This is a genomic window from Sphingobacterium sp. (assembly GCF_032065005.1).
Classification (GTDB): Bacteria; Bacteroidota; Bacteroidia; order Sphingobacteriales; family Sphingobacteriaceae; genus Sphingobacterium.
On sequence record NZ_DAMBMM010000006.1, the window covers coordinates 72,041 to 94,947 of the forward strand.

The following is a 22,907-nucleotide window of genomic DNA, read 5'->3' on the forward strand; positions in this document are numbered from 1 at the left end:
TAAGAAAAGAAAGCCAGGCAAATTGCCTGGCTTCTTTTATGAATAGGAATTCATTTAGCACTACAATGGGTTTTGAACCACTACGCCTAAGGTTCTATCAATTTCACCTTGAGGGATCAAGAACTCCCAACGTTTATCACCTGCAGGAATTGAAAACTCCACGGCAAGGGAAGCAATGTGATTTGCACCATTTCTGTCCAAAGGAAGGTTCAATCTCTTCAAATCGTAGAATCTGAAGCCTTCACCCCATAATTCAACTCTTCTCTGGGTCAAGATCTCTTCGATCAGACTTGCTCCTGTATTGGTAGAAAGAACATAATCAGGGTCCCTGTTTTCAGCAAGTTCCATCAACACATCTTTCGCAGCAGCCTCTGAACCTGATCTTGCCAATGCTTCAGCTTCGATCAAGTACATTTCCGCAGCACGCATAAACATCAAGTCACCATTACTATTACCAGGGTTAGACAAAGTGAATTTTCTGGTCATATATGGCATACGAACACCACTTGCTGCCACTGGGAATGTTTTATCCGCTCCAGTTGGATCCCAAACACGCTTGCGAACGTCAGTATCTGAAATCTTATCATACAACAACGAGTTAATCGCCTTAGGGTTACCACGGGTGTTGGTAGAACTGAAGTTACCTACATAAGCATAGTACGAATAAAAATAGGTTGGTTGGTCTTCTCTATGACGGATACCCCAAATCCACTCTGGATTGGCAGCTGTTGTAAACGAGCCAATATATTGAGCGTTGGTCATCAGGTCATAATCAGCACGTGCTTCTTTGGCAAATTTTGCTGCAGTTACATAATCTTGTTGAGTCAATGCAACACGAGCTTTCAACCCTTTTGCAACATCGATATTCAAATGTGATACATCTGGTCTGCCTGACGCATTTGCAAATAATGCAATCGCATCATCAAGGTCTTTATTGATCTGTGTATAAACTTCCTCAACAGTATTGCGTTCAACAGCCGTAGTAGATTTATCCAAGATAAGGGAAACACCTAAACCTGAGTTATTCCCACCTTTTACATAGCGTTTACCAAATAGTTGAACCATTTGATAATAACCCCATGCCCTGTATGACAAGGCCTGCCCTTTGATGAAGTTTTTATCTTCTTCAGGACCTGTTGCGCCATCAATATTATTGATGATCTGGTTCGCGTTTCCAATCAATGCATAGTAAAAACCATAGTTATACTGGTTGATCGATGAGTTCGCATCTCTATGGCTGATCCATTTGTATTCACTATTGAACCAACCATTGGCCGCGCCGGTCATGACAAAGTCGTCACCAAGCACTTCCATATAGATCATGTTACCGCTCTGTCCACCCGCAGCTTGGTTACTGTACCACTGCGAGTACATTAGACGGTGCATACCGTTGATCGCTGAATACGCATTCTCTGTCGATGCAAATACGACCTCTGTATTGATTTTATCACTAGGGTCTTTTTGCAGAGCCTCCTTTTTACATCCCGAAAGGAAGAGTACAGCAGTCAATACTGTTCCTAGAATAGGGTATTGTAATTTTCTATTAAATATTTTCATTGTCTTAAAGTCCGAAGTTAATACCAAAGTTAAATGTTCTCGCGTGGTTGTATGAGCTATTTCCAGTAGGACCAGTCAGACCACCCACAGGGTTAAATCCTTTTTTCGCAGACCAGAAGTATAGGTTTTCAGCACTCGCATAGATACGCGCTCTCTTGATACCGATTCTGCCTGAGAATGATTCCGGAATTCTATAACCCACATTGATCGCACTGATATTTAAGTAAGATGCTTTAGTTAACCATCTTGATGAAGCAGCACCATGTTGTGAAGTTCTACCAACGTCCATGCGTGGGATATCAGTTACATCACCTGGGTTTTTCCATGCTCCAAATAGATCTGAATGCAAGTTAGCACCATTTGAAGGTCCTGAACTCATCAAACCTGCATAGTATCCATCGTAGAAATATCCACCAACACTATAGGTCAAAACAAATCTGAAGTCAAAATTCTTGTAAGTAAAGTCATTCACAACACTACCATAAACTGGAGGAATTGCTGATTTATCTAACCAAGATTGACGAGCCGAGTTATGGTTTGAAGTAACAGTGTCTACACGGCCGTTATTCTCGATCAATTTATGCTCTGGGTTTGAAGCATCGTATGTTACTCCATCAGCAAGACCTAGGTACAATGCGTTTCCATTTTCAGGATCTACACCGTAATAAGTTCTTGTATAATAATCATACAATGATCTTCCAACAGCGCGCTTGTATGGGCTACTCACCAACTCTGGAGTTTCCTTAGGCATCGCTGTGATCTCATTCTTCACAGTAGTTACGTTAAAAGTTAGGTTCCAGTTGAAGTTTTCCTTTCTGATCAAACCTCCTGTTACACTTGCTTCGATACCCTTGTTGGTCATTGCTCCAACGTTTTGGTTGATGGCATATGATCCAGCAGTTGTACCACCATTATGGTATGGCTGATTCACACTGAACAATAAACCATCTGAATTTCTATAATAATACTCTAGGGAACCCGATATTCTTCCGTTCAAGAAACTGAAATCTACACCCACGTCCAATGGCTTTTGTGTCTCCCAAGTCAAACGATCACTACCTAATGAAGCATAGATAGATCCAGGTGTTGAAGCATTGTTATAACCAATTTCATATCCTGGCTGATAAGGATAATAAGAACTCAAATCAGAGTTACCTAATTGTCCATAAGAGAATCTAAGTTTTAATAGATCTGTGTAATCATTCTTGAAGAAGTCTTCTTGATCCAATCTCCATGCAGCACCTACTGACCAGAAATTCTCCCATCTTAAGTTTGCAGGGAACCTAGAGTTACCATCAGCTCTCAACATCGCACTTAAGTAGTATCTGCTGTTGTAGTTATAGTTTACACGTCCAAAATAACTCTCAATGGAATTTTCACGAAGACCTGATGTCAATGAGCTGATATCAGTAAAGTTCTCCATTACATTTACCCCTTGGAAACCTTGACCGGTTCTCATACCGCTTAAGTCTTCAATCTTGTACGAGTAGAACTCATGTCCCAATACAGTCTCCAAGTTATGAAGTCCAAATGTGTTATTTGCTCTTAATAATTGGTTGAACGTATAAGACAATTGTCTGTACCAACTTTGGTTGTAGCGTCCAGCTGGAGCACCATCACCTACAATTGTATTTTCATATCCTTCTGAACGGTTATTTTCTAAATCCGGACTGAAGTTCATCGTAAATGTCAACCAAGGCAATACATTTACGTCCATATATGCTCTCGCACCAATAAAGTCGCGGTTAGATTTACTTGTGTTGTACATGGTTTCTGCAATCGCGTGACGACCGCTATTGAAAGGTCTAGATAGACCAAACTCTGATACCAAGTTACCATAGTCGTAACGTTTTACACCAAATTCATCATAAACGATTTTTCCAGTTTCTGGATCATGTACATATACAGGATAAATTGGAGCAATTCCTCTAGAGAAATAGAACGGGTTGTTGATACCACCACCATCATAAGCGAAATCAGCTTTTCTAGAAGCAGCGTTCAAGTTCACACCTGTCTTTAACCAATCAGTAACTTTTGTATTTACGTTAACTCTCCCTTGGAATCTTTCATTCATCGAACGTAATCCCCATCCATTATCCTTTAAATAGTTTAATGAGGTATAGATGTCAGTAGAATTAAAACCACCTGAATAGTTCAAGTTATATTCATTACGCTTTCCTGCTCTTGCAGCTTCGTCCTCCCATGAAGTAAATCCTTCATAACGGAACTTCGCATTCGGGTTTAATTTACCATCTACGCCAACTAAAGCTTCCTTAGGTACATCAAAAGCATTGTAGTTACCTAGGTACTGTACAATATCTTGGTATGTTTTACCATTGTAAATCTGTAAATCCTTAGCATTTCTTGGCAATAAACCAGAACCTAATTGTCTCGCAACATCCATTGGGATCTTTGCCGAACCAAAAGCTAGGTTGTTGGTGTAAGCCTGCCACATCAATTCATAGTATTGTCCTGCATCTACAGTTTCATAAGCCGGAACCCCGTTTTTATTGAAACCATATTGTGCTGACACGTTCAATTCAGACTGACCAGATTTACCTTGTTTGGTAGTAACCATGATCACACCGTTTGCACCACGTGAACCGTACATCGCAATGGTTGCAGCATCTTTCAATACCGTTACGGACTCCACATCAGCAGGGTTAATGTTGGTCATTCCCCCATCAAATGGAACCCCATCAACAACAACCAATGCGCCTTGTCCTGCAGAATACGATCCAAAACCACGAATACGGATAGCTGGTGACGAACCCGGAGCACCAGATGGCGCGCTAGATTGGATACCCGGACCAGCTCCCTGTAAGGCAGTCAACACGTTGGAAATCGGTCTCTTGTCGATTTCTTTGGTACCAATCTGTGTCGCAGAACCCGTAAAGTCAGATTTTTTCACCGTTCCATAGGCAACTACAACAACCTCATCCAAAGCATCAGAAGTAGAGATTAAGGAAATATTCAAGGTTGATCGGCCAGATGCAGATTGAGTTAGGGTCTCATATCCAATAAAAGAAAATGTCAATCGACCATTCTCATTCACCATGATCGAGTAATTTCCTTGTTCATCAGTTTGGGTAGCAGTGGATAATCCAACAACTTTTACCGAAACTCCAGACAGGGGCGTTCCTGTTGTAGCATCAGTAACCTTACCACTCACCTGACGACTTTGCGCATTTAGCAATCCAATGGACAGCATAAACAGCACAAAAAAGCTGAGTAATTTTTGTTTCATAATAATTGTTTGAGTTTTGTTAAATAATTGTTTTCATTAGGGACGAAGGTTAGTGCGTCCAGTTAGTTACCATAATTTGGGCAAGTATATAACAAAAAATTAATATGAAACAATAACTTTCATTACTTTTTTAACCAAGCACTGTTATTCATTGATAAAATAATAGGAATCAAAGAAATAAATACTCATTTTTTTAACTGAAAAATTTATTTTGTAACAGAGCATACAATAAACAGGCTAATTCCGCCGTTTATAGGGAAAATTCCGAGCTACACAATCAGCTTTTTAAATTTTTGCAATAAAATTTGCTATTTAAATAAAAATTCCTCTTATAAAAGAGGAATTTTCTATAAAACATTATCAATCTTTGATAAATAATCAAAATCCTCAAAAGAAAAGGACCCTGTTTTCTTCATGTTCCATTCGAAAAGAAATTTGGCTTTCTTCAATAAGGCATGGTCCCGATTCATCAAACCATCATACATCAGCAATTGCGCCAATGGCCTTATTTGCTCCGGCTCCAATGCCGCAATAAACTTCTCTAACCCAGCAGTATCTGCTTCTAAAAAGAAACCCCTGTCTGTCTTAAAAAAGTCCGTGTACCCTTCAGTCAGGTCCATCGGCTCTTCGGTTTCATCAAATGCAGTGTACCGATCAACGACCAACCGCATGTACTTCCCCATCTCATTGATCCAATTTAGGATGGTATCTTTCTCAAATCTTATTCCCATAACTATCTTATTTGTCCTTCACCCGTCACGAACCACTTCTCGGTCACCAATTTTTCTAGAGCAAATGGTCCACGGGCATGCAATTTCTGCGTGGAGATGCCTATTTCGGCTCCCAACCCAAATTCACCCCCATCCGTAAATCGGGTGGACGCATTGGAATATACCGCTGCAGCATCTACCGCATTCATAAAGTTCAGGATATTTTCTGAATCAGCAGAAACAATACACTCAGAATGTTTGGACGAATACCTTGCAATGTGATCTAGGGCTTCCTCTAGCCCAGATACTACCTTCATGGAACAGATCAAGTCCAAGAACTCCCTGCCAAAATCATCTGCCTCCGCCTTACCCAATTCCGTATAGCCCTGTTCTTTCAGGCTTGCATAGCTTTGATCATCTGCCAATACTTTCACTTTAGCTTCCTCAAATAAGGGAACTAAATTCTTCACAAACCCATCTACGATTCCTTCATCCAGCAAAACACAGTCCAAGGCATTACAGACCGATGGTCTGGAAATCTTGGCATTGGCGACAATTTTGGCAGCCAATTCCAGATCTGCGGTCCTATCCACATAGGTATGGCATACCCCAGCACCCGTTTCGATCACGGGAACCTTGGCGTTTTCACGCACAAAGTCGATCAAGCCTTGGGATCCTCTAGGAATGATGATATCTACATATTTGACCGCCGTCAATAGCTCAGCGACAAGCTCCCTATCGGTTGGCAACAGTTGAACAATATTCGGGTCTTGCCCAAAACTTTTCAATACCTTTTGGATCAAACCAACCAAACAGGAATTACTGTACCAGGCATCAGAACCTCCCCTAAGCAGACAAACGTTGCCAGATTGGATACAAAGGACCGCAACATCAATGGTCACATTAGGCCTCGATTCATAGATAACCCCTACGACACCCAAAGCCACCGATCTCTTTTCTACCAAGAGTCCATTATCGAGCGTTTTACTGCTCAATAATTTCCCAGTAGGATCATCCAATTTAGCAACCGCCCGCACGCTATCAGCAAGGTCTTTGATTCGTGCATTGGTCAACTTCAATCGATCATATTTGGAATCCGACGGATCCATTCGTTCCAGGTCCTTTTTGTTTTCTTCTATGATCTGTTCGGAATGTTCCAAAATTTCAGCCGCAATGGCATTCAGTATTTCAGCCTTCTTTTTAATCGACAATTGTGCAATGGCTCTCTTGGCCTTTCTGCTATTTTCAAGTTCGGTTAATATCGTTTTCTTCATTTTAATTTCCTTTATAGCAGCACAATATCATCGGCATGCGCAATTTCAATATTCTTCTTCTCAGACTTAGACCGCAACGAAACCGAGTCTATCTTCGATTTGGCAACAGCATGGATCACATGGTCCTCATCGGCAATCTGGAAGACCTCACCCACCTCAAAATCTTGGATAATTTTGTTTACACCTACTGCCAATAAGCTTTTTCTTTTGTTCAAGGCTGCTAAAGCACCCTTATCCACCTGAACCAAGCCTGTAATCAAACTACCACTCGCCAACCATTTGTTTCGGGAGGAAAGTTTTTTCACCTGAGCTTGGCATATTGTCCCGGTATCTCCAGCTACTGCTTTCAAGATCCCATCCTCGGTTTTCATCGAAAAAATAACCGCTTTGATGCCCATTTGATTTGCCAACCTTGCAAAATTCAATTTTGAGATCATCCCACCTAATCCTACAGCAGATTTTTCCTCCTTTGCCAAAGCCAATGCCGCTTTGTCAATGATCTTCAACTCCGGTATTACCTTTCCATGCTCATCCAAGACCCCCGGCACTGAAGTACTGAACAAGATCTGCTCTGCACCAAAACCCACTGCAATCAAGGTCGCTAATTCATCATTATCAGAGAACTTGAGCTCTTTATTGCTGACTACATCATTTTCATTGGCGATAGGGATTACATTATTCTTCCAGAGCGTTTCGTAGGTACTCTTCAACTGCAGGAACTGACTCCTGTTTGCAAAATGATGTCGCTCACATAGACTTTGCGCCAATGCAATCTTAAAAGGCTTGAAGTAGGTGCCATATGTGCGCACCAACAAGGGGTTTCCAATGGCTGCAGCGGCTTTCTTCTGGGCAAGCGTACCCGTGTATTTAGGGATAAACTTCTTTCCGGCAGCAACAGCACCCGATGAAACAATGACAATATTATATTTCGGCTGTAACTGTGCACATTGACGAGCGATCTCCAAGACAATTCTTTCATCAATTTCTCCATCGGTCGTTATGGCCGCCGAACCAAACTTGATGACCAGTATAGGTTTTTTCATTTTATGATATAGTCAAAAGATTAAGCAGTTTGTTGTTGAAAAATCAACAATAACAAAGAATAAATATAAAAATATGAATTATTAAACGCTTTTCAATCGTTTTCCTTGATATAGAGATTGTAAAAAGCAGATAAGATTAGCCCAGCTTCGTGGGTCGTAAGGCATTATTTAGGAATAATGTGGCTGAAATAAGCAATGAAAAAGGGCTGGAAATATCCTTCCAGGAAAGCTCATTTGTACCAAATGCCAAGTAGAGTTCATAAGTGCAATACAGCAATAGAATGGCGGAAATGGTAAACATAAATATTGCAAACTTCTTGCCCATGAAATAAATATAAGGAAAATCAGATTAAAATCTACTGATTAGGTATAGAAAAGACTAGAATAAATTAAGCTCTCCCTGTTTAATGAATAGTTATGTTTGAATTTACAAAATCATTAACTTTAATTTTAGTTACTAGCCCATCCCTTAGAAGTGTTCCAATAATGCACATGAAAAACAGCCAAATTTAGGGTGAAATAATCCTCCCCAAAACAGGGTTTCATTCGAGACATATTCGAGACATGTTGCGGAACCATTCGGAAAACTCTTCGAATTTCTAAGACAATGCTCCGATGAAAAATCAACAGTAGCTCAGGACATTTTGCGAAAGTTCCGAATGTGTCTCGAATAAGGTCAAAACCGGATTATAGATCACACAGACTTAAGACAAAAAAAAAGATTGGCCAGAGTTTTTCTCTAGCCAATCCAATTTAAATATTTTTATCGTCTCTTGTTAGTCCAGGATCAATTCCACTGGGCAGTGATCGGAATGAACCGCTTGAGAAAGGATTCGAGAAGACTTGATACTGTCCTTCAGATCATTGGAGACCATATTGTAATCGATACGCCAACCTAAGTTTCTCCCTCTTGCTCCAGCACGATAAGACCACCAAGTGTAATGATGCGGATCTGGGTTGAGGTGCCTGAAAGAATCGGTATATCCCGAGTTGATAAAGTTTTCCATCCATTCACGCTCTGCCGGTAAGAATCCGGAACTATTGGCATTGGATTTAGGGTTATGGATATCAATGGCACGGTGACAGATATTAAAGTCGCCACAGACCACCAATTTCGGTTTTTCTTTCAAAAGATCATTGCTGTACAATTGGAAATCATCCAAGAATTTGTATTTGAAATCCTGTCTGACATCCCCTGTCGTTCCCGAAGGAAAATATACACTCATCACGGAGGCTTTATCAAAGTCGGCACGGATTACCCTACCTTCAAAATCATAGTCCTCATGACCACAACCATATTCAATATGGTTCGGGGTGATCCTGGTGAAGATAGCAGTACCACTATAGCCTTTTTTCTGGGCAGGGTACCAATAGTGCTCATAGCCCATCTCCTCTAATAAAACCAGTTCAGGAACCTGATCTGGGCTTGCTTTAATTTCTTGAATACAGATTACGTCTGGGCTTTCAGCCTTGAACCAATCCAGCCAACCTTTTTTCAAAGCGGCACGGATACCGTTCACATTATAGGTAATGATCTTCATCTTAAGGAAGTTTGTAGGTTTTGGATTTCATGGAATCAAACAGCTTGGTAAAGAAACCTTTCTTAGGAGGAAGTCCTTGCAACTTGCGTTCTAGGTCCAATGCCTGTCTCCTATCCAATAATTTCATGGCAAAACGCTCATCATTATAGGGGCGGTCGTTGTCATCGGTTTTAACCGCTGCAATGCTATCTACAACCCCAATGCCTTCGATCAACTCACCAAACACTGTGTACTCACCATCTAGATGCGGAGTTCCACCGATAGTTTTGTAGGTTTCCCTTTGAAGCGGGGTCAATTTCTTGCCTTTCAACCTGAATGTTTCCAAAGAGTCAAGGGCAGCTTCAGAGAACACGCGGCCTTGAACCAGGTAGAACTGAGATGCCGAGGATTCCTTGGCAGGGTTATTATCCCGAGCAGCACCTAATGATCCTTTTTTGTGGATAATATCGGCTTGGATTTCAGCAGGGACCTTGTAATCGGGACCACCATTACCCAATTGCTGTCTGCTGCCTGCATAACGGGAATCAGGGTCACCTCCTTGGATCATGAAGTTATGGATGACACGGTGAAACAATAAGGAGTCGAAATAGCCTTCGCTGACCAATTTGACAAAATTATCACGGTGTTTTCGGGTTTCGTTATAGAGTTTGATAATACCGTTGCCTTTACCGGTTTTTACTTCAACATAATAGTTTTTTGGAGTCTGTGCATATACAAAACTCAAGCCCATCACAAAGGCAAACAACAATACAATTTTTCTCATATATTAAATGAAATTTACATCTTCAAAATAATCAATTATCAACGATTTGATAATCATTTCCTGTTCCATAAGGGTATAATTAGGAATCGGCTTAATGAGCTTCCAATGTGGCCAGCCCTGTTCATCCTGCCCTTCGAGTTCATAAAACCCTAAGCTACTGAAAAGTCTACAGGTCGCGATGTGCATCAACTCTTCTTTTTCTCTTTTTGAAAACTCCTGAGGACCTTTTCCCAATTCCTGAACCCCAATCAGGAAAAGCATGACCTTGATATCAGGAATGTCCATATCGAAGCTCTTGGCGATTGCTCCCTGCAATTCTGCCCACTTCTTATTGATTTCCGCTGCTTGCATGAATTTAATTTTCTGACCAGTCTTGAATGAGTTCTTTACATCGAGATTCAATCAGTTCAAAGACTGGAACGAACATGTTTGAATCATAGTATGGATCTGGAACAATATCATCGATCAGAAACAGGGAAACCTTAGCTCTATCTTCTTCAGATATGGCCATCCCCACTACGTCTGCGTAGTTCTGTTTGTCCATCACCAGAATACGGTCATATTTAGAAAAAAAAGAAGGGTTAAAATGTTGGGCCCTTTGACTGGAGATATCAATACCCCTTTCTTTAGCCACTTGGATAGATCGACGATCAGGCGCCTGGCCAACATGCCAATCTCCCGTACCCGCAGAATCTATCTCCCAAGACAATCCACTCTCCGCAACCATGTGCTCCATGATGCCGTGAGCCAACGGAGACCTGCAAATATTCCCTAAACACACCATTAGTATTTTCATGGTTTCAAATATAACATTATCTAATTAGTATTGAGATGTGAGATATGAGATATGAGACACTAAAAACAGACATATGACACAAGACATAAGAAATTTCTGGCGGGCTAACTGGAAGGTTTGCGGAAAGATACGATCGTGTCATCCTTAACTTTAGATTTGGGAACTGTAACTCAATAAAAAAACATACTGTTTTTGATTTTGAGGTCTTGCATGACACTAAGGATGAACCTAAATATTTTCCAAAAATCATTAAAAAAATGAAATTCCTATCTGCTGTAGGTTCTACGGTCTTGTGTCTTGTGTTTTATGTCGATTAGTCTAAAAAGCAAAAGGGACCACAACTTCTTGTGATCCCTTTTGCTTTTTAATCTCGTTACTAGTATTTCAATGGAACATTGAATTGAACGGTACTACCTCTTTCAGGTACGCCAGTAATACGGACGATGTTTCGGCGAGTGCTACCTAGGGCAGACTCTACATCATCGACACTGTTTACAGGTTTACCATTAACTTCGGTAATCACCAATCCTCTTTCAACGCCGAAGTATTCGAATACACCACCTCTGTGTACTTGAGAAACAACTACACCTGATTTGATGCCTAATTCTTGTTTGCGCGCATTGCTTGCAGGAACAAAACTAGCACCTAATTTATTGAAGATCTCCGTTGCTGATGCACTAGATTCAGCATCTTCTGTTTTAGGTTTGCTTTCTTCACCTTTCAGGGTCAATGAAACGTCTTTCTCTTTACCGTCACGTTTGTAAGTGAGCTTCACTTTATCACCAGGACGTAAGCGAGCAACATATTCCTGTAGGTCAGGAGTACCGTAGATGACGCGACCTTCAACCTTGGTCAAGATATCACCAGATTTAATGCCGGCAGCTTCTGCAGCTCCACCTTTCAATACATCACGTACATATAGTCCGTTTACATCTTCAATACCTTTCTCAGCACGTAACTGATCGTTGATTTCTGTAAAGGTCACACCTACATAACCACGTTTAACACTTCCGAATTCCTTGAAGTCATCGACAATCTTTTTAGCAAGGTTAATTGGGATAGCGAATCCATATCCAGCATAAGTACCGGTTGGAGAAGCGATAGCGGAGTTGATACCGATCAGTTCACCTCTGGCATTAACCAAGGCACCACCACTGTTACCTCTGTTGATCACGGCGTCAGTTTGCAAGAATGATTCTACAGCATTGCTGATCATTTGTTCTTGCTGGCCCATTCCACCATATCCACGGCCTTGAGTTGGTTCGTCCAAGATACCGATACGGCGGCCTTTTGCACTGATGATACCCGCTGTAACGGTAGACTGTAACCCTAGTGGATAACCTACCGCTAACACCCACTCACCAATCTGAACGTTATCTGAGTTACCTAACTTAACCATTGGAAGGCCAGTAGCATTTACTTTAATCAAGGCAAGGTCAAAGTTCGGATCTCTACCGATCACTTTGGCTTCGTACTTGCGTTTATCGGTCAAGACCACTTCGATTTTATCGGCCTCTTCCACTACGTGGTTATTGGTTACGATATATCCATCAGGAGAGATGAGTACCCCAGAACCTGACGCTGTTGCAGGGCGGGCCTGGCCACGTTGTTGTGGAACACCAAAAAACTCTTCGAACATATCGAAAGGTGAACCGCCACCACCACGGTTACCACGGCTTGCCATTGTTACTTGAATATGTACGACCCCCGGAGAGACTGCAGCTGCAGCTTGGGTAAAATCCGGATTTCCGGTAGAAGAAAGAATCTCTTCGCCGGGGTTGTTTGCATAATATACTTTTTGACGCTCTTCAAACGTCATGTTGTCCATCTGTTTGTTTTCGAAGAGTTTAAACCCACCCACGGCTATGGCTCCTCCTATGATGGCTGCTAATAAAGTTGCACCTATCTTTTTCATATCTATAATTAATCTAACTTTTTTAATTTATGTTTCCTAATTCAAATGTAATACCATTCAGAAGGCCTTAAAGACTTTTGTCAGTTAAAAAATGTTAACGGAAGCCTGCTATGTCAAGCATTTAACAAGATTTAACAAAAGTTCGGTTTATTGTAACAAGAATATTAAATTTACAGCAGAAACTCAACAAAATGTCAAAAGAAATCCAATTCTATAAATACCAGGGTGCGGGCAATGATTTTATCTTGATTGATAACAGAAAGGGCTCGTTTGATGCCAATAACCAACAATTGATCCAAGAGCTTTGTGACAGAAGGTTTGGGGTTGGCGGAGACGGATTGATGCTTCTTCAAGATACAAATAATTATGATTTCCAAATGCTTTACTTCAATGCAGATGGCAAAGAAGGGACCATGTGTGGAAATGGAGGACGTTGTTTGGTTGCTTTTGCCAGGGACCTTGGAATCATTTCACGCGACACTGTCTTTTTGGCAGTCGACGGAAGACATGATGCTCAAATCCAGCAAAATACTGTAAACCTTGGCATGATTGACGTGAATGAATATAGCATGGATGGAGAGGCATATGTCCTAAACACGGGTTCTCCCCATTATGTGGAGTTTGTAGAAGATTTGGCACATAAAAATGTTTTCCAAGATGGCCATGCAATCCGGAACAACAGTACCTATGGCGAAAAAGGCATCAATGTAAACTTTATCCAAGCGGAAGAGAACGGGTATTTCGTGCGCACTTTTGAACGTGGAGTAGAGAATGAGACCTATGCCTGTGGAACGGGGGCGGTTGCTTCAGCGATGAGCGTGGCCTTGAAGTCCGGCAGAGATGGTGATTTTCAGATTCCGATCCGGGTTTTGGGTGGACAGCTTCACATTTCTTTCCACAAAGTGGGGCATCAATTCAGCAAAGTTTATCTTTCGGGACCTGCAATCCAAGTATTTCAAGGAAAAATCGATATTTCATAATAATTTAACCTCCTTAATTTTGGAGAAAAAGACCTAATACACGTATATTAGTAGCTTTTTCTACGGAAACTATAGGATGCAGCAGGTCGACACAATAACTTCTTATCGTTTGGTTTACTCATTAGGGAAACACCCCTACTTGGGCTACCTGATTGAACCCCATATTGTACAGCTCAACCAAAATGGATCTTATTCCCTATCCTATAAAAGGGTTTTCAGCAATACCGTAGATGAATTTTCGGATGCCTTAGATGAAGTCGACTATGAACTGATCCGTCTGTGTGATGAAATTGAACAGACGCAGTTGATCAAAAGGTTCCATAAAAAAGCAATCCGTCCCGCTGATTACTTCTCCAAGATCTTTGACCAAAAAATCTACGAGCATATCCGTCCAAAGATCGAAAGCCGTTTATTGCATATCCTGAACAACATTGGCGATAAGCCACTGTTCCTGATGAGCAAGGATGGATATCCTGCAGAGCAGGAACTAAGAATTGCGGATAAACCAACCAGCATCCTTTTTCATTTCAGAAGGAATGAAACGGAAACACGCTATTTTCCGACCCTCAAATATGATGGGCTCCGCATGGAATTTATGTACAAGAATGCGGATGTGATAGTCAACCAACAAGCTTGGCTGCTCTTAGAGAATGTCCTTTATTATTTCGATGAAGAACTGGAGGGCAAGAAATTGACCCCCTTCTTAAATAAACGCTTTATTTCAATCCCCAGGAATACAGAGAAAAAATACTTCGAAACCTTTGTGACCTCGCTGATTGAAAAGCATCATGTATATGCCGAAGGTTTAGAGATCATCAACTATAGGGAACAGGCCATCCCTCAACTTAGGATCGTCTATAGTCCAGAACAAGAGGCACAGCTGCAACTGTATTTTGAATATGGGGAATACAGTTTTCCTGCAGGCGCTCAGCATCCTGTGACAGTCCGTTATGTCTATGACAAAGAAAAGGATTCCCATCAGTTCTATAGAATAAAAAGGTCCCTGCAATGGGAGGAAAAGAAAGCCAAAACCTTAGAAGATTATGGTTTGGAGCGTGCAGACGCCTTATTTGGCTCCTACCTGCCTGTTACCGGGATCAATGGCTACCGAATTTCCAGCATCGAATGGGTCAATGAGCACCTTTCGGAGTTGACCGAGGCTGGCTTCCATATCGTCCAAAACCATAATGACAAGAAATTCCTGATCGGCAAGACCAGCATCAGCATTGAAGTCACCGAGAAGAACGATTGGTTTGACATATCTGCAATCGTACGGTTCGGGGAATATGAAATTCCATTCATCAATCTTCGTCAGCATATATTGAACAGGATCCAAGAATTTGAATTGCCGAATGGTGAAATAGCCATTATTCCTCAGGAATGGTTCTCCCAATATGAGCACCTATTCCAGTTTTCATCACAAAAGGAGGGCATTCGATTAAATCGGACCCATATCGGACTGTTAAATGATGTCACCGAACATACCCAAGTCAGCATGCAACGCAAGTTGAACAAACTTGGGGAATTTGATGAGATCGCAGACATCGATACACCGAAAGAATTTAAAGGCTCTTTACGGCCGTATCAAAAGGCTGGTTATAACTGGTTCCACTTCTTGCAGGAATACCGCTTTGGCGGTCTCCTAGCAGACGACATGGGCCTCGGTAAGACGGTCCAGACCTTGGCACTATTACAGCAGCAGAAAGAAACCTTGGCTGCCGACCAGCCTAAAACTTCTCTGTTGATCGTCCCGACATCCTTGATCTTCAACTGGCAAAAGGAAGCTGAAAAGTTCACGCCTAAATTGCGGGTATTGTTACATACCGGAACTTACCGCAGCAAGAACAACTTTGCCTTCAGCCATTTTGATTTGGTGATCACGACCTATGGTGTGGCGCGAATTGATGAAGAACTGCTTTCAGGCTTTTACTTCAATTATATTATCCTGGACGAGAGCCAGAACATTAAGAACCCAAGATCTAAATCCTTTTCGGCCATCAAGCACATCAAAGGAAAGAACAAGCTGGCCTTGAGTGGTACTCCGATCGAGAATTCGGTAGCTGATATCTGGTCGCAGATGTCTTTTGTCAACCCTGGCCTTTTGGGCAGTTATACTTATTTCCAGAAGGAATTCGTCCTGGCCATCGAAAAGAAGAAGGATGAGGAAAAAGCGAGACGCCTACAGGCCATCATAAAACCTTTTGTATTGCGAAGGACCAAGTCCCAAGTTGCAACGGAATTACCACCGAAATCGGAGCAGATATTCTATTGCAGCATGACCGAGGAGCAGTCTGAGTATTACGAAAAGGTAAAATCGGAATATAGAAATGCACTGCTGGACGGTGCATTCACAGGGAAAGCGACCCAGATTGCCTTGTTACAAGGGCTTACCAAATTGAGGCAATTGGCAAACCATCCGCTGATGATCGATAGCCAATACAAGGATGGTTCTGGAAAATTTGATGCCGCGATAGAGACCATGGATTCCATCCTTAAGGAAGGAAACAAGGTCTTGATATTTTCCCAATTTGTAAGGCATCTTCAGATCTTCAGGGATTATTTTGACAAGAATAAAATCCGCTATGCTTATCTGGACGGTTCTACGACAGATAGGAACAATGCCGTAAAGGAATTTAAGGAAAACGAAGAAACCCAAGTCTTCTTGATTTCCATTAAAGCTGGCGGTGTCGGATTGAACCTGACGGAGGCGGAATATGTATTCATCTTGGACCCTTGGTGGAACCCTGCAGTGGAACAACAGGCCATCGACCGTAGCCACCGAATCGGACAGACCAAAAATGTATTCATCTATAAGTTTATTGCCAAGGATAGTATTGAAGAAAAAATCCTCGCCTTACAAGGGATGAAGAAGTCACTGGCCAGCTCACTGATCAGTACAGAAGAGAGCTTCGTGAAATCACTGAGCAAGGAGGATATCAATGAACTATTCAGTTAATTCTTCCCTGAAAATATTACAATCCAGGCCGCGCAAGTATTTTTATTAAAAATCAGGTATTTCTAACATCCCTGCAACATTTCTATATTCTTACCGAGAAATCCCAATTTTCATTTGGCTCATATTTCAATTTTATCTTGAAAAAGTACTAATATTAACTTTTCAATAATTATTAAGGGAAATATTACTCTAAATTTCCCTCTCTATTTTAAACTTAATCGGGAGAAAATCTACCATAGACCCAATAGGCAAAAGTTACAATAGATTTCGGTAATGGCTGTAAAATTTTTTTCTGACTTATTTACACAAATATTAGCTTGAATTAAATTTTAGCCGACATTCTTTTTCCTAAAAAGACTGTTTTGTTTTCTCAGATTATTGATATTAAGGCATAAAACTTTTTTTGGTTAAACAATTATATATTTTCTCATTATTTAATAAGCGAATTAAATATATTTATAAATTCATACAATTAACACCTAAAAAGCAGTAAAATGTACAAACTCGATTTTTTCACACAGTACTGTCAGTTCTACTTGGTGAACAAGGCAGAGGTCAGTGAAATGGACGATCTGGAGTTTTGGAACGAAAAGGCACTGGAAGAGCGTTTGGCCGTGGAAAAAAACACCTTGGGAGTTACCGTGGAAAACGACTTCTCCATTGTCAAGGGAGAACTGGAAGTTTTAGATGCCCCAAATGAGCGTTTAGATCCTCAAGCTGACCACATCGTAGAGGGAAGCCTGGAGATAAACTCAGGGGCTATGGAAATCCAAGACTGCCCTACTAGCGACACTATTCTGGAGGTGCCATTAGAAAACGGGCCGTATAGGGTCCGGATCTATTCCTATAACCTAGACAATCCCTACCATGAAACGGATGACCGCAACCCAAATGACCACTACCGAATAGAAGTCTGGAAAGAGGAACTTTCAGAAAGAACGGTGCTCAAGCAATGGTTTCCAAACCATTAAGATTGAAAATGATACTTTGACTAACGCCTTACAAAGTATCCTTTAATACTTAATTTCCTCCCTCCTTATAATCCTTTTCCTTCTCGTTATATAACAAAAACCTGTCAGCAAAAAGTTGGTTCTTCTTTAGGTTTAAATAGGTATGGTTCCTTAATTTTCCTTCTATCTTAATATCCTCCGTAAAATCATAGTAATGTGCTTTCTTGGTGCTTCTTTTTGCTCATCATCATAAGGAAGTCAACTTGGTTATTATCTTCATCAGGGCTTGAGGAAGGTAGGCTTAAAACAGAATGGGCAATAAGTTGCCTTATTGCCCATTTGATAATTCATTTTGTTCTTAAAGAGCGGCTCTAAAGTTAACCACGCTTTCAGTAACTTCTGGAAGGCTATTTTCCCAGTTATATTCGTATTCAGCAGAAAGCATTCCTTTGAAATTTTGACGCTTTAATTCTGCCTGTACTTCTTTCATTCCTAATTTACCTGTTCCCCAGATCACATCATGCGCTTTTTTATCACCGAAAGCGTTTAAATCCTTAAAGTGAACATGGTATACTCTGCCTTCAAGTTTTTTAAGGCATTCAATCGGATTTAATCCCGATCTCATCCAGTGACCAACGTCTGCTGCTGCCCCCATTCTTTTGCTTCTTCCCTCAAGGGCCTTAAGCACTACATCAGGATTCCAATAATGTGAAGGATCTGGATGGTTGTGGATAGCAACTTTGATATCGTATTTATCACAAAGTTTTGAGATATAGTCCAATTGATTTTCTGCTGGCTCTGCATTGATTACCTTAATATCAAAGTCCTTAGCAAATTGGAATACTTTTTCCCATTCAGCTTCATCCTTTGCACCTACTACGCCATAAGCATGAACGGTAATCCCTCTGTCCTTTAAAAGTTTTTTCACTAATTGGCGTCCCTCTGGCGAAAGTTCATAAGTCATTTTTTCTGTGCTACCACCACCTACAGTTTGACCCGGGAAAGCCTCTACATAACGAAGGTTTGCCGCAGCGATCTTATCTAATGCTTCTGCAAAAGAAAATAGTCGGAAGGTATAGGCTTGAGAACCTAAATGCCAGCCTAACTTTTCTTCAGGGAATGGGCCTTTAGCCTTTGCGGTTCCCTTTGCAGCAGGGGCATTGCTAGAGCAGGATGAGAAAATGACCAAGGCAAGGGCCAAGCATCCTACAAACAATTTACTAAGTTGTTTCATATAATTTGATTTAAGTTGAGTTCTTAGTCTTGAAATTTTGGAACAGCAATCTTGATTCTTTCGATGACTTCATCCTTGCCCAATACCTCAGCAATCTTGAATACATCAGGTCCGAATTTTCCTCCAACCAACATGATTCGGAATGGCATCATCAATTCTCCCATCTTCATTCCTGAGTCTGCTATCTTCTGTTTAAATAGAGGTTCAAGAGTTGCAGCATCCCAAGAAGATTGTTCTTGAAATAAATCAGCTACTTCATTAAAGAAAGTTGTTTTATCTTGATTCCATTTAGGTTTTACTGCATCGATATCATAGTTTGCGGGCTTTTGAAAGAAAAATGAAGCTTGCTCCCAAAAATCTTCTATGTAAGTTAATCTTTCTTTAACTAAATCAAGAATAGTTTCCACAAAATCATCTCCAAATTCAGCAATTTGAACATCATGTTTTTCCAATACTGCCTTCACTTCAGGTAAAAGTTCGGTATTAGGTGCACGTTTGATCCACTCCTGATTGTACCATTTAGCTTTTTCGAAATCAAATTTAGCTCCTGCCTTGCTGATACGCTCCACGGAGAATTTCTGGATCAGTTCATCCATGTCAAACAGTTCCTGTTCGGTACCATCATTCCAACCTAACAAGGCTAGCATATTGATAAATGCTTCAGGAAGGAAGCCTCTTTCGCGGAACCCAGTGGTAAGATCACCTGATTTAGGGTCTTGCCAATTCATGGCGTAAACCGGGAATCCTAAACGGTCTCCATCGCGTTTACTTAATTTGCCATTTCCATCTGGTTTTAAGATCAATGGAAGGTGCGCCCAATTCGGCATTTCATCCTTCCAGCCTAAATAATCCCATAACAAAATATGGACTGGAGCAGATGGCAACCACTCTTCACCTCTGAAGATGTGAGAAATCTCCATAGCTCTATCATCTACTACTACAGCAAGGTGGTAGGTAGGCATGCCGTCAGCTTTCAACAAAACTTTATCATCAACTAGGCTTGTTTCAAAGCTCACACGACCACGGATCATATCATCAAAAGAAACCACTTCGTTTTCAGGCATTTTGATACGGATGGTATGTGCGGCACCATCTGCCAATAAACGCGCTGTTTCCTCTTGCCCAAGGGAAAGGGAATTCCTTAAGCTCATGCGGTTATCGTGGGCATAACGGAAGTTAGGATGTATTTTACGCTGTTCGTCCAGCTCTTCTGCCGTGTCAAAGGCGTAATAAGCATGGCCTTTTTCCACTAGTTCTTCAGCAAACTTTCTATAAGAAGGCTTACGTTCGCTTTGACGGTAAGGGCCAAAGTTGCCTGGATGGTTGGGACTTTCGTCAGGATTCAAACCACACCATGCTAAACATTCCATAATATATTCTTCAGCACCGGGTACAAAACGGGTCTGATCGGTATCTTCAATGCGTAAGATAAACTCGCCATTATTGTGTTTCGCGAAAAGATAATTGAACAATGCGGTACGAACGCCGCCTAAATGTAATCCGCCTGTAGGACTAGGTGCAAAACGGACCCTTACTTTTTTGTCTGAACTCATAACCACAAAATTAAGCAATTATTACTTTTCTTTCTCGTAGCAATCTTAAAATGATTAATTTGGTTGAATTGAAGAGTTATGAAGCAACATCCCTATCGATACAATAAACAACAATGGAAGTTTTTCCTTTTTTTATTTGCGGCATTGATTGCTGCTGCATCGTTGCTTTATTCCAATTATTTGGTCAAAAGCCTTTCAAAGTCGGAACGGACGAAAGCTGAAGTATGGGCCATGAGTACCCAAAGCATCGTTTCGATGCCCGATGTAGACGATCAGTTCATCAGCTTTATCTATGCCGTTCGAGATAGTCTTTCTCTACCTGCCATTATCACCAAAGAATCGGGAGAGATCATTTTTTGGAGAGACCTGGACAGTACCAAAACAAATATCCACCCTTCAACGCAAGATTCCGCAACTTCCTTAATATATGATCCGCCTTATTTCGAAAAGCAGTTGGCGAAGATGAAAAAAGCCCATCCGCCCATCCACATTTCCCTGGATACCGGCGAGAAATGGCTAGTGTACTACCATGACTCCAAGGCGTTGAGCCAACTCAGGATTTTTCCCTATATACAGTTATCCTTGATTGCCGTGTTCCTTATCGTTGCCTATACTGTATTTAACTCCATTCGGGATTCTGAACAGAACCTAGTTTGGGTCGGTATGGCAAAAGAAGCTGCCCATCAATTGGGAACCCCCATATCATCTATGATGGGTTGGCTTGAACTGGCCAGGATAACCTATCAAGGAAAAGACAATTCCCTGTTGGATGAAATGGAAAGGGATGTGCAGCGACTGGAAATCGTTGCGGACCGTTTCTCGAAAATCGGATCAACTCCCTCATTATCAAACCAGGTCATCTTTAAGATTGTTGAAGATTACGTGAATTATTTCAAGGTAAGGACCAGTAAAAGGATATCGTTTGAGTTGACGGGCGACCAACAGGTGGAAGCAAAACTGAACGTACAGGTATTTGACTGGATCATCGAAAACCTTTTGAAAAATGCGGTCAATGCCATCGAAGGCGAAGGAAAGATCACGGTCAACATTTCGGAAAACATTGCAAAAGAAGAAATTTTTATAGACATTAGTGATACAGGAAAGGGAATCCCGAGATCAAATTGGGAAACCATTTTCCAACCAGGATATACCACCAGGCAGCGAGGCTGGGGCTTAGGCTTGAGCTTGACCAAGAGGATGGTATATTATCACAAAGGACAAATTTTTGTCAAAGAATCTGAATTAGGAAAAGGTACAACATTTAGAATTGTATTAAAAAGTAATTTACGCTATGAACCCACTCAAATCTGACGAATACCCAGCGATTTTCAACGATTATATCGAAACCATTACTGGCGATGTAATGGAAGAATTAAATGAACAAATTGAATCTTTTCCTGAATTTATTGCGAGTATACCGGAAGAATTGGGCACTTTTTCATATGCCGAAGGGAAATGGACCATCAAAGAGGTGCTTTGCCATATCCTTGATGCTGAGCGAATCATGACCTATAGAGCATTAAGGTTCGGCAGGAATGACATGACGGCCTTGGCTTCCTTTGAGCAGGATGAATTTGTTGCCAACGGAAGACATAACGAAAGAAAAATGGCCGATATCGCCGAAGAGTTTATCCATCTGCGCAAAGCAAATATGTTCCTGTTCAACTCTTTTGATGAAACAGAACTCAATAGAAAAGGTATGGCTTCTGACCGCTTGATCAGTGTGAGAGCCTTCTTATACATTATTGCAGGACACCTAAACCACCATGTTACTTTATTGAAATCCCGTTATCTAAAAGATCAAAATTTAAACAACAATGTGGTATAGAGAATATAGTCTAGAAGAAATCAATGGCCTTTTTGCCATCAACATGACCGGCTTCTTGGACATCAAGGCTGTTTCCATCACTCCGGACTGCCTAGTGGCCGAAATGCCTGTTACTGAAAAAGTAAAGCAGCCTTATGGCCTATTGCATGGCGGCGCATCCTGCGTATTAGCCGAATCTGTTGGCAGCATAGCGTCCAATATGGTCATCGATTCCAAAGAATGGGCCGGTGTAGGATTGGAGATCAATGCCAACCATATTCGACCTGTCACGAAAGGTTTGGTCCGCGCAACTTGCAAGGCTTACCACATCGGAAAAACCACCCATGTATGGGATATCCAAATTCACAACGAACGTAATCAGCTGGTATGTATTTCAAGGCTTACCATTGCGGTGATAAAAAAACCGAAGGCCTAAAAAACAATTTGTTCCAACATCTGTTGAGCTTGTATCATATCTATATGGTTTTATGATACGGTTTAGGTTTTTAGAAGAGACATTAGCTTAATGTCTCTTTTTTATTGAATATAAAATCTTGTAGCCTGACTTCCTAGACGCCTGA

At 41.2% G+C, this 22,907-nt stretch carries 18 protein-coding genes; 6 read left to right on the plus strand and 12 right to left on the minus strand.

All coding sequences use genetic code 11. The annotated features are described in order from the left end of the window. Positions 1 to 60: 60 nt before the first annotated feature. The 10 genes from RT138_RS11205 to RT138_RS11250 all read right to left on the minus strand — a co-directional run bounded on the left by RT138_RS11205 (position 61) and on the right by RT138_RS11250 (position 12,846). Positions 61 to 1,557, minus strand: coding sequence for a RagB/SusD family nutrient uptake outer membrane protein (locus tag RT138_RS11205; protein WP_313190749.1), 1,497 nt, complete (start codon positions 1,555 to 1,557; stop codon positions 61 to 63). A 4-nt stretch (positions 1,558 to 1,561) separates the two neighbouring features. After that, on the minus strand, positions 1,562 to 4,804 hold the full coding sequence (locus tag RT138_RS11210; protein ID WP_313190750.1) for a SusC/RagA family TonB-linked outer membrane protein: 3,243 nt from the start codon (positions 4,802 to 4,804) through the stop codon (positions 1,562 to 1,564). A 347-nt stretch (positions 4,805 to 5,151) separates the two neighbouring features. Next, entirely contained in the window at positions 5,152 to 5,535 is a 384-nt protein-coding gene (locus RT138_RS11215; protein ID WP_313190751.1) for a hypothetical protein, read from the minus strand. A 2-nt stretch (positions 5,536 to 5,537) separates the two neighbouring features. Further along, positions 5,538 to 6,788: a glutamate-5-semialdehyde dehydrogenase gene (locus tag RT138_RS11220; RefSeq protein ID WP_313190752.1), complete on the minus strand. Its 1,251-nt coding sequence runs from the start codon at positions 6,786 to 6,788 to the stop codon at positions 5,538 to 5,540. A gap of 11 nt (positions 6,789 to 6,799) precedes the next feature. After that, positions 6,800 to 7,831: a glutamate 5-kinase gene (proB, locus tag RT138_RS11225; RefSeq protein WP_313190753.1), complete on the minus strand. Its 1,032-nt coding sequence runs from the start codon at positions 7,829 to 7,831 to the stop codon at positions 6,800 to 6,802. Between the two features lie 776 nt (positions 7,832 to 8,607). After that, on the minus strand, positions 8,608 to 9,372 hold the full coding sequence (locus RT138_RS11230) for an exodeoxyribonuclease III (protein ID WP_313190754.1): 765 nt from the start codon (positions 9,370 to 9,372) through the stop codon (positions 8,608 to 8,610). A 1-nt stretch (position 9,373) separates the two neighbouring features. After that, complete coding sequence (locus RT138_RS11235) at positions 9,374 to 10,135, minus strand: peptidylprolyl isomerase (RefSeq protein WP_313190755.1); 762 nt, start codon at positions 10,133 to 10,135, stop codon at positions 9,374 to 9,376. Positions 10,136 to 10,138: 3 nt separating this feature from the next. Then, a complete protein-coding gene (locus tag RT138_RS11240; protein WP_313190756.1) occupies positions 10,139 to 10,486 on the minus strand; it encodes a hypothetical protein in 348 nt (115 codons plus the stop codon). A 4-nt stretch (positions 10,487 to 10,490) separates the two neighbouring features. After that, positions 10,491 to 10,931 (minus strand): low molecular weight protein-tyrosine-phosphatase, encoded by a 441-nt coding sequence (locus tag RT138_RS11245; protein ID WP_185211387.1) that lies wholly within the window; start codon positions 10,929 to 10,931, stop codon positions 10,491 to 10,493. Between the two features lie 376 nt (positions 10,932 to 11,307). Next, positions 11,308 to 12,846 (minus strand): Do family serine endopeptidase, encoded by a 1,539-nt coding sequence (locus tag RT138_RS11250; RefSeq protein ID WP_313190757.1) that lies wholly within the window; start codon positions 12,844 to 12,846, stop codon positions 11,308 to 11,310. Positions 12,847 to 13,037: 191 nt separating this feature from the next. Between RT138_RS11250 and dapF the strand changes: the two genes are divergently transcribed. The 3 genes from dapF to RT138_RS11265 all read left to right on the plus strand — a co-directional run bounded on the left by dapF (position 13,038) and on the right by RT138_RS11265 (position 17,753). After that, the gene (gene dapF / locus RT138_RS11255; RefSeq protein WP_313190758.1) at positions 13,038 to 13,826 is read left to right on the plus strand and encodes a diaminopimelate epimerase; all 789 of its coding nucleotides are present in this window, start codon (positions 13,038 to 13,040) and stop codon (positions 13,824 to 13,826) included. A gap of 76 nt (positions 13,827 to 13,902) precedes the next feature. After that, on the plus strand, positions 13,903 to 16,782 hold the full coding sequence (locus RT138_RS11260; protein WP_313190759.1) for a DEAD/DEAH box helicase: 2,880 nt from the start codon (positions 13,903 to 13,905) through the stop codon (positions 16,780 to 16,782). Positions 16,783 to 17,276: 494 nt separating this feature from the next. Beyond that, positions 17,277 to 17,753: a hypothetical protein gene (locus RT138_RS11265; protein ID WP_313190760.1), complete on the plus strand. Its 477-nt coding sequence runs from the start codon at positions 17,277 to 17,279 to the stop codon at positions 17,751 to 17,753. 337 nt (positions 17,754 to 18,090) lie between these two features. Here RT138_RS11265 and RT138_RS11270 read toward each other — a convergent pair whose 3' ends face one another. After that, the gene (locus RT138_RS11270; protein ID WP_313190761.1) at positions 18,091 to 18,966 is read right to left on the minus strand and encodes a sugar phosphate isomerase/epimerase; all 876 of its coding nucleotides are present in this window, start codon (positions 18,964 to 18,966) and stop codon (positions 18,091 to 18,093) included. A gap of 23 nt (positions 18,967 to 18,989) precedes the next feature. Then, the gene (gltX, locus tag RT138_RS11275; protein ID WP_313190762.1) at positions 18,990 to 20,519 is read right to left on the minus strand and encodes a glutamate--tRNA ligase; all 1,530 of its coding nucleotides are present in this window, start codon (positions 20,517 to 20,519) and stop codon (positions 18,990 to 18,992) included. A 78-nt stretch (positions 20,520 to 20,597) separates the two neighbouring features. Between gltX and RT138_RS11280 the strand changes: the two genes are divergently transcribed. Genes RT138_RS11280 through RT138_RS11290 form a run of 3 tightly spaced genes read left to right on the plus strand, consistent with a single transcriptional unit; the run spans position 20,598 to position 22,762 of the window. Further along, positions 20,598 to 21,830 (plus strand): sensor histidine kinase, encoded by a 1,233-nt coding sequence (locus RT138_RS11280; RefSeq protein WP_254526590.1) that lies wholly within the window; start codon positions 20,598 to 20,600, stop codon positions 21,828 to 21,830. Beyond that, on the plus strand, positions 21,811 to 22,347 hold the full coding sequence (locus RT138_RS11285; RefSeq protein WP_185215846.1) for a DinB family protein: 537 nt from the start codon (positions 21,811 to 21,813) through the stop codon (positions 22,345 to 22,347). Before RT138_RS11280 ends, RT138_RS11285 begins: the two co-directional genes overlap by 20 nt. After that, positions 22,337 to 22,762, plus strand: a complete 426-nt coding sequence (locus RT138_RS11290; protein WP_313190763.1) for a hotdog fold thioesterase — start codon at positions 22,337 to 22,339, stop codon at positions 22,760 to 22,762. The genes RT138_RS11285 and RT138_RS11290 overlap by 11 nt, the downstream gene beginning before the upstream one ends. The last annotated feature ends 145 nt before the right edge of the window (positions 22,763 to 22,907 follow it).